This window comes from Rhodopirellula sp. UBA1907 (assembly GCF_002337565.1).
Classification (GTDB): domain Bacteria; phylum Planctomycetota; class Planctomycetia; order Pirellulales; family Pirellulaceae; genus Rhodopirellula; species Rhodopirellula europaea.
In genome coordinates, this window is record NZ_DDGH01000040.1 from 50,568 (window position 1) to 59,366 (window position 8,799).

The 8,799-nt window shown below is 55.8% G+C and carries 5 protein-coding genes; 4 read left to right on the forward strand and 1 reads right to left on the reverse strand.

What is annotated here, in order from left to right; translation table 11 throughout:
• The first annotated feature begins 182 nt into the window (after positions 1-182).
• Positions 183-1,658 carry a cardiolipin synthase gene (cls, locus tag B2R17_RS08995; RefSeq protein ID WP_286763723.1) on the forward strand — a complete coding sequence of 492 codons (1,476 nt, stop codon included), beginning with the start codon at positions 183-185 and terminating at the stop codon, positions 1,656-1,658.
• 196 nt (positions 1,659-1,854) lie between these two features.
• Positions 1,855-3,177 (forward strand): APC family permease, encoded by a 1,323-nt coding sequence (locus tag B2R17_RS09000; protein ID WP_286763724.1) that lies wholly within the window; start codon positions 1,855-1,857, stop codon positions 3,175-3,177.
• 44 nt (positions 3,178-3,221) lie between these two features.
• On the opposite strand, the gene B2R17_RS09005 is transcribed toward B2R17_RS09000, so the two are convergent.
• Complete coding sequence (locus B2R17_RS09005; protein WP_286763725.1) at positions 3,222-3,926, reverse strand: potassium channel family protein; 705 nt, start codon at positions 3,924-3,926, stop codon at positions 3,222-3,224.
• Positions 3,927-4,172: 246 nt separating this feature from the next.
• On the opposite strand from B2R17_RS09005, the gene B2R17_RS09010 reads away from it, so the two are divergent.
• On the forward strand, positions 4,173-5,585 hold the full coding sequence (locus B2R17_RS09010) for an efflux RND transporter periplasmic adaptor subunit (RefSeq protein ID WP_286763726.1): 1,413 nt from the start codon (positions 4,173-4,175) through the stop codon (positions 5,583-5,585).
• Between the two features lie 3 nt (positions 5,586-5,588).
• Positions 5,589-8,702, forward strand: coding sequence for an efflux RND transporter permease subunit (locus B2R17_RS09015; protein ID WP_286763727.1), 3,114 nt, complete (start codon positions 5,589-5,591; stop codon positions 8,700-8,702).
• The last annotated feature ends 97 nt before the right edge of the window (positions 8,703-8,799 follow it).

The window sequence follows — 8,799 nt, forward strand, 5'->3', positions numbered from 1 at the left end:
ATGCCGGCACAAGATTGCTCCAACCAGAAACTTCAACGCTCGCACGCATTGCTACATCTTGAATGCAACCATAATATCCCAAACTGCCGGAGCCAAACCGAAGTCCTGATGCACGAAATAGCTCACGCGTGAACAGGCACCGTCCGACCACAACGCTCTTTCGCGAAACAAGAACTGACTGAATGATCGATCTCGGACAATACTTTCAGATTCATATCGATGCGGTTTCGATCGGGTTGGTCGCGCACGTCACCATCGAAGCGATCACGATCATTCGCGTGATGACGCGACCGCACCGCGAACCGGCGTCGCGTGTTGCTTGGGTCACCATCATCGCTGCCGTGCCGTTTCTGGGCGTGCTGCTGTATGTGTTGTTCGGCGAAACCAACATCGGTCGACGCCGAATGGAACGCATGAAGCAAGTGATCAAACGCTTGCCTGCGATGCCAGAGATCAATCCGGAGGAATCTCGGAACGCATTAGCCAACGTTCCAATCCGATATCAACATTTGTTCCGAATGGGTGAATCGATCAATGGATTCGAAGCGATCGGCGGCAACTCCGGAACGTTGATGCAAGATTCCAACTCCGCAGTCGACTCCATGGTCGCAGATATCGATCGAGCAACCGATCATGTGCATCTGCTCTTCTACATCTGGTTGCCCGACAACAACGGATTGAAGATGGTCGAAGCGCTCAAACGAGCGGCGAAGCGAGGCGTCACGTGCCGAGCAATGGCGGATGACTTGGGTTCACGGACGATCATTCGATCGGCTCATTGGAAAGAGATGCAAGAAGCTGGCGTTCACCTTTCGCGAGCTCTGCCGATTGGCAACCTGATGCTACGTGCACTTCGCGGACGCATCGATCTTCGCAATCACCGAAAGATCCTGGTGATCGATGGAACGGTCACATACTGCGGAAGCCAAAACTGTGCCGATCCCGAATTCCGCGTCAAACCCAAGTACGCTCCTTGGGTCGACGCCGTGATTCGTCTCGAAGGACCGGTGGTCCGTCAGAATCAAGAACTCTTTGTCGCTGATTGGATGGCCGGTACCGATGACGATCTGACCGATTTGCTAGACCGACCGCTTCCAAATACCGGGCCTGGTTTTGCGGCTCAGGTCATTGGAACGGGACCGACTGTTCGCGATTCTGCTATGCCCGAGGTCTTCGAAACCTTGTTCCACACGGCGAGACGCAAACTGACCATTTCCACGCCGTACTACGTGCCCAACGAATCCATGCAACAAGCTCTTTGCGCCGCGGCGTGGCGAGGTGTTGAAACAACAATCATTCTGCCAGCCAACAATGATTCGCGAATCGTTGGGGGAGCCAGCCGAAGCTACTACGCAGGACTGCTCGAAGCCGGGGTTCGAATACACGAATACACCGGCGGGCTGTTGCACACCAAGTCTGTCACGCTGGACGACGAAGTCACCTTGATCGGTTCCGCCAACATGGACCGCCGCAGCTTTGACCTGAACTATGAAAACAACATTTTGTTCCATGACTCGCAACTGACCGCCGACGTCTTCGCCAGACAACGCGTTTATATCGAACGCTCCAACGAGATCACGGCCCAGCAGGTTGCGGAGTGGTCGCTTCCCCGTCGCCTGTGGACCAACGTGCTGGCGACGCTGGGCCCGATTCTTTAGGTCCCTGGTCACTCGGCCACAGTTCCCTACGTCACAGTTCTCTAAGTCACGGCCTCAATCAAAAGTGATTGCACCGTGTGGCGATGAAGACCTCCGGTGATTGGACTACATTAGCGACCACCGGCCACGAACGATCCGTTTCCCTGCTTCTGCCGGCACCGAATCAAGCTCGGAATATCATCTCGAAAGCAGTCGTTTGAGCGGCAAATACGGATTCTGGACCCTCGCGTTTCTCGTCATCGCCAACATGATCGGCGCTGGCGTTTTCACGACATCTGGGTATTCGCTGGCCGATCTGGGTTCTCCCCAACTAGTCCTATGGGCCTGGTTGGCCGGCGGTGTGATCGCCGTCGCGGGTGCGATCAGCTACGCCATGCTGATCCGAGTCATGCCACAGTCGGGCGGCGAGTACCTGTTCCTTTCGCGAGCCGCGCACCCCTTGCTCGGATACGTCGCTGGATGGGTTTCGCTAATCGCGGGTTTCTCAGGCGCGATCGCTTTCGCGGCCACGGCATTGGAAGGCTATCTATTGCCAGAACATTTGCGTCCCGAATGGATGCCCGCCGGCATCGTGACCATCATGGCAATCGTCCTGGCGGGCTTCTTCCATGGTTTGCATCCTCGGGTTGGTGCCACCACACAAAACATCGCCGTCAGTGTCAAACTGATTCTGCTGGCAACGATCCTTCTCTTCGCGGTCTACCAGTGGTTCGGTGGCGATTTGATCATCCGCGATTCTGAAGTGCAAATGACTGCTGAAACCACCTCATGGTCGCGGTGGATTGCCTTCGCTGGAAGTCTGGTTTGGATCTCGCTGAGCTATTCAGGTTTCAACGCAGCGGTTTACGTCGCCGATGAGGTCATTGACGCGACACGTGTGGTGCCTCGAGCATTGGTCTTCGGCACGATCGCGACGACGTTGCTGTATTTATGCCTCAACGCCGTCTTTGTGTTTGCACCCTCCGCTGCCAGCATCGTTGGCAAGCCGGATGTGGCGGCAATCGCGGCCGCCAGTCTGGGTGGCAATGGTTTCGCTCACTTTGTTCGCTGGACGATCGCGTTGTGTTTGCTGACGTCTGTCCTCAGCATGATGATGGCGGCACCACGTGTGTACGCAAAAATGGCCGACGATGGCATGCTGCCGGCTTGGATGCGGTTCCGAGGCGAAGCTCCCTTTGCCGCGACGGTGGTCCAAATGATGGTGGCCATCACGCTTGTCTTGATTTCCGACTTGCAAGGATTGTTGTCCTATCTCGGACTCACGTTGTCGCTGTCTGCGGCTTGCTCGGTGTGTTGCCTCTTCTTGCCATCCATCCGCAATCATCCGAAAGCCGCACCCAAACATTGGCTGGTCGCCCCGGCTTTTTATGTCGCCGCAACGATCCTTTCCGCCGCCATCATGACGCTCAACGATCCGAAGCAATTGATTGCGACCGGAATCACATTCATGGTTGGCGGGACAATGTATGTGCTGACGACTCAGTTCAAATCAGACAACACGCTCGACCAACCAAGCTGAATCTCAAACTCGCAACGCATGTTCGATGCTTTGCGGAAGGGCAATCACTCTTCCGCGTTTTCGCGGCGCTGAGACACCTGCATTCCGACCATGCGTGCGATCACGATCGCCACGTACAGTTGCCCAATCATCGCTTGCATGACAGCCATCATTTTGGCGGGCCGAGACAGCGGCACAACGTCGCCATAACCAAGCGTTGTTAGCGTCACGTTGCTGAAGTAGATGAATTCACTAATCAAGCGAGTGTTCTGCGGCGAATCCGATTCGACCACCGGAAACGAAAATGCCCCCGGTTCGATGAGTTCGACCAACGTATAGAGAAACGCCCACAGCAACCCCAGCAGAAAGTAGATCGACACGGCACCGATGATTCGGTTGGCGTCGATCGGACCTTCGCAAAAGACGTTTACGCCGACCGCGTGGATGAGAGCAAAAAAGACCAGTGCAAAACAGACATCGCTAGCGATTGCCAAACTCATTATTCCGGTGATTTCGTTGGCCCAAGCAGTCGCATAGGCCAAAACTCCCACCAACAAAGTCGCCCACATCCGCTTGGTGGAACCGGAAAACGAACGAATCGCCGAAAGCACGACCACAAAGAAGAATCCATTGATGACTACTCGATGGACCACATTCTCCGCGGACAAGCATGATTGAATAAAGATCAAGGCAACCAGAGCCAGCAACAGTTCGCCATGCCGAGGTTCTCTCAACCATCGATGCGATTCAAGTTTGAGTGGGAGGGTCATGCCAGCGAATCAATGGATCAAGGAAAGCGTGCCACGGATTGGAAGAAGTAGGAATTCCTGGTTCAGATTGTCCCGCTTCGGAATTGCTGCGTAGGACGTTCAATCCGCTTGGTGTAGGATGCTACGCGGATCCCGTCACTGAGTCGATCACTTCGATTCGCAAGGTTTCTATTTTCATCCGGAAGTTGATGACTCACGTCAGGACTTTCCATTGCCAAGGTTCATCACGCTGTCCCCTTTTGACGCATGAACAAACTCCTACTTGCCCGCCTTTGTCCAACGCTTGCGGAACCGAGGCGGCATACCTGCATCGCTAACGCGTTAAACGCATTGGCCCTGTGCTTGCTCGCGACGTTCGGTTGCACACCTGCCTCCAACGAATACCAAGCTCCTCCGCCTCCGGAGGTGACAACGGCAAGTCCCGTTCAACAAAGTCTCACCATTTTCATCGAAGAAAACGGCGAAACCGAAGCGGTGGAACAGGCGGACATTCGTGCCCGTGTTGGAGGCTTCGTCGAGAAGCTTTCCTTTGAACCAGGGCAACTCGTAAGCGTCGACCAAGAACTCTATCGGATCGAACCCGACACCTATGAAGCCAACCGCAATGCCGCCGCAGCATCGGTGGAGGCTTCCAAAGCAAGCATCCAGGTGAGCGAAGCGGCATTGGCCGCGGCATTGGCCGAAGTACAAAAGGCCGAGAACGACTTGAAGCGTGAACGACGCCTGGAAGCATCCAATGCGGGATCCCAAGCGACTCTGGATGCGGCATTGGCAAGTCGTGATTCAGCGTTGGCCCAGCAAAAGGCGGCCGAAGCCAATATCGAAGCCGACAAAGCCAAGCTGCTTCAAGCTCAAGCTCAACTGGCGCAAGCGGAATTGGACCTGAAGTACACCGTGGTTCGTGCCCCGATCGAAGGCCGCGTTTCCAAAACTGAAATCAAACTCGGCAACCTCGTTCAAGTCGGCAGCACGCTGGCGACGGTGGTCGACCAAAGAAAAATCTTCGCCAACTTCAGCATCAGTGATCGAAAATTGCTGGAACTCGTCGAAGCCCGTCCGGAAACCGACGAACCGGCAGACTCACCCGAGGACTGGTCCAAGATCCCTGTCTATCTGCAACGCGACGGTGACACCGACCAATGGTTGTCAGGAAAACTGGACTACGTCGATCAACGAGGTATCGATCAAAAGACCGGTACGTTCGGCTTGCGAGCCGACTTCGACAACCAAGACGGCAAACTGCTGCCAGGCATGTTTGTGATCATCCGTTTGCCCGTTCGCGAAATTCCGAATGCCATTTTGATTCCTGAGCGAGCCATCGTCCGCAATCAAACGGGATCGTATGTGATGTTGGTCGGTCCCGAAAACCAAATCGAACAACGCAAGGTCTCCATCGGTCAAACACTCGATGGCTGGGCACTGATCAAAGAAGGCCTCACCGCCACAGACACGTTTGTGTTGGACGGGCTGCAACGTGCTCGACCAGGCAGCACCGTCACACCCAAGCCAACGGAATTGTCCACGAAAGACAGCCCTATGTTGCGAGCAGCGGTTGGGCCCAACGATGAATCCGCCGAACCAGAATCCAATTCTGAAACAGCACCGACGGTCAATCCGACCAACGATGAACCCGCCTCCGATTCATCCACCGCGGACTGAACCATGTCAAAGTTTTTCATCTACCGCCCGATCTTTGCCACGGTGATTTCCATCGTGATCGTGATCGCCGGAGCGGTCTCGTTCTTTGGACTTCCGATCGAGAAGTTCCCACCGATCACGCCGCCGACGGTCCAAGTGACCGCGGTCTATCCCGGTGCCAACGCTCGAACGGTCGCCGAAACCGTTGCCGCTCCCATCGAGCAATCGGTCAATGGCGTCGAAGGCATGATCTACATGTCATCGACCAGCACCAACGAAGGCCTGTACACCCTGACGGTCACTTTCGAATTGGGAATGGACTTGGACATCGCTTCGGTGCTGGTCCAGAACTTGGTCGGCAGTGCGGAAGCCAGCCTACCTCAAGAAGTTCGGCAACAAGGCATCACGACCAAGAAGCGTTCCACACAAACGCTTCAGTTCATCGCGTTGACATCGCCCGGTGGAACTCACGACGGATTGTTTCTGAGCAACTTCTCGCTGGATGTTCGAGACGAAATCAGTCGCATCAAAGGTGTCGGTGACGTTCAGTCATTTGGCGATGGCGATTACAGCATGCGAGTCTGGTTGGACCCGCGTTTGTTGAAGCAGCGTGGGTTGACGACCGAGGACGTGGTTTCGGCAATCTCCGAACAAAACGTCCAAGTCGCGGCGGGACAAATTGGTGCTCCGCCCGCTGATTCTGGCACCGCGTTCCAGTTCTCAGTCAACACGCAAGGTCGCTTCTCGAGCGTCGAACAATTCGAAAACATCATCGTTCGCACAGGCGACAACGGCGAGGTGCTGCGTCTGGGCGATCTCGCTCGAATTGAACTTGGTGCCGAGGCCTACACCTACTCCAGTTCGTTCACCGGCGATGCCGCCGCGACACTCGCGATTTACCAGTTGCCCGGCGCCAACGCTCTGGAAACCGCAGAAGCGATCCGGATCAAAATGGAAGAATTGTCTTCGGCGGCCAACTGGCCGGATGACGTGGAATACCAAGTCGCTTACGACGCGACCGAATTCGTCACCGCCTCCATCACCGAAGTCTACAAGACGCTCGCGATGGCAATCGCGTTGGTCGTGCTCGTCATCTTCATCTTCCTGCAAGACTGGCGAGCGACGGTCGTTCCGGTCGCTGCGATTCCGGTGTCCTTGATCGGCACGTTCGCCATCATGGCTGGCATCGGGTTCTCCCTGAACATGTTGTCCTTGTTCGGCATCGTGCTCGCCATTGGAATCGTGGTCGATGATGCCATCGTGGTCGTCGAAAACGTCTCGCGACACATCGCCGATGGATTGTCCAGCCGCGATGCCGCCGTCAAAGCCATGTCCGAGATCACCGGTCCCGTGATCGCCACGACCCTCGTGTTGCTGGCCGTCTTTGTGCCGTGTGCATTCATGCCGGGCATCACCGGTGAATTGTTTCGTCAGTTTGCATTGACGATCTCAGCCTCGGTGATCATCAGCACGATCAACGCGTTGACGCTCAGCCCCGCCCTGTGTGCGATCTTCCTTCGGCCACCGACCGAAACAAAGTTCATCGGATTCCGACTGTTCAACCAAGCCTTTGATCGAACCACAGCCGTCTACGGTGCCACTGTAGCGAGACTGGTCCGTTTGACGTTGATTGTTTCGATTGCTTCCATTGCCTTGGTCATGGCGACGGGCTGGATCCTCACCCAGTTGCCCACCGGATTTGTTCCAGACGAAGACCAAGGCGTGTTATTCGTCAACATTCAATTGCCTGACGCAGCCAGCAAAGAACGCACCGATGAAGTGGTTAAAAACTTGGACCAAGTCTTCGAACAAACCCCTGGAGTCAGAGGTTGGCTGTCCGTCACCGGCTACTCGTTGCTCGGAGGAAGTGGTGGCCCCAACGTCGGGTTCTCGGTTCTGGTCCTGAAACCATGGGAAGACCGCGATGCAAAAACCGAAAGCGTCACCGCGATCCAGCAATACCTGCAAAAACAATTCGCGTCGGAACAACGTGCCATCCTGTTCACGTTTGCTCCACCACCAATCGATGGATTGGGAACGGCCGGCGGATTTCAAATGGAGGTCCAGGACCGCGGCAGCAATGGCTACCTTCCGTTGCAAAACGCGACGGAGGAACTCGTCGCCAACGCCTCCACTCAATCCAGCTTGGCAGCACTGAACAGTTCCTTCCGAGCCACCGTTCCTCAGCTCTATGTGGATGTCGACCGAGAAAAAGCGAAGACGATGAACATTCCGCTGAGCAGTGTGTTCGCTACCTTGCAAGCGTCGCTGGGTTCGTCCTACATCAACGACTTCACGCTCAACAACCGTTCGTATCAAGTCCGCGCGCAAGCCGAAGCACCGTTTCGACGATCCGCCTCGGACATCACGCAACTCGATGTGCGCGACAGCAACGGCAACATGGTCCCACTCGGATCAATCGTGACGGTGCGAGATGACTTTGGACCAGACGTTGTACGACGATACAACATGTACCCCAGCGCCGCGGTCAACGGTTCCGCAGCACCGGGCGTCAGCTCCGGAACCGCACTTGAGTTAATGGAACAAACCGCCGATCAAACCTTGCCCGCTTCATTCTCCTATGAATGGACGGGGATGTCCTTCCAAGAGAAACAAGCCTCCGGTGGTCAATACCTGATCTTCGGCCTGGCAATCTTGTTCGTGTTCCTGGTTCTCGCGGCACAGTACGAAAGTTGGACCAGCCCCGCTGCGGTCATCGCGGTCGTGCCTCTGGCCGCTCTCGGTGTTGCCTTGTCGTTGACGCTGCGTGGAAGCGACAACAACACCTACACTCAGATCGGGATTGTGCTGCTGGTCGCTTTGGCTAGTAAGAATGCGATTCTGATTGTGGAGTTCGCCAGCGAACAACGCGCCGAGGGAAAATCAACTCGCGATGCAGCAACCACGGCGGCCAAACTTCGATTCCGAGCCATCCTGATGACGGCGTTTTCGTCGATCCTTGGTTTCTTACCGCTCCTGGTCGCGACCGGTGCCGGTGCCGCCAGTCGCCAAGCCGTTGGAACCGCGGTTGTTGGTGGCATGATTGCCGCCACCATCTTCGCGCTGCTACTCGTCCCAACGTTCTTCGTCGTCTTCCGAACGCTGTCCGAACGGATGGCTCGCAAGTCTGACACCTAGCGGACGGTTGATTTAGTCGTACACCGCATGACAACAATTAGCCATTCGGCGTTTGGCCCCGGTTGGCGTTCGACTAACCGCCGCCAACGCGGTACGG

What these genes read in the sequence shown, in the direction of transcription:
- cls (WP_286763723.1), top strand. Translation starts at nt 183, where the DNA reads ATGATCGATCTCGGACAATACTTTCAGATTCATATCGATGCGGTTTCG.
- B2R17_RS09005 (WP_286763725.1), bottom strand. Translation starts at nt 3,926, where the DNA reads ATGACCCTCCCACTCAAACTTGAATCGCATCGATGGTTGAGAGAACCT.
- B2R17_RS09010 (WP_286763726.1), top strand. Translation starts at nt 4,173, where the DNA reads ATGAACAAACTCCTACTTGCCCGCCTTTGTCCAACGCTTGCGGAACCG.
- B2R17_RS09015 (WP_286763727.1), top strand. Translation starts at nt 5,589, where the DNA reads ATGTCAAAGTTTTTCATCTACCGCCCGATCTTTGCCACGGTGATTTCC.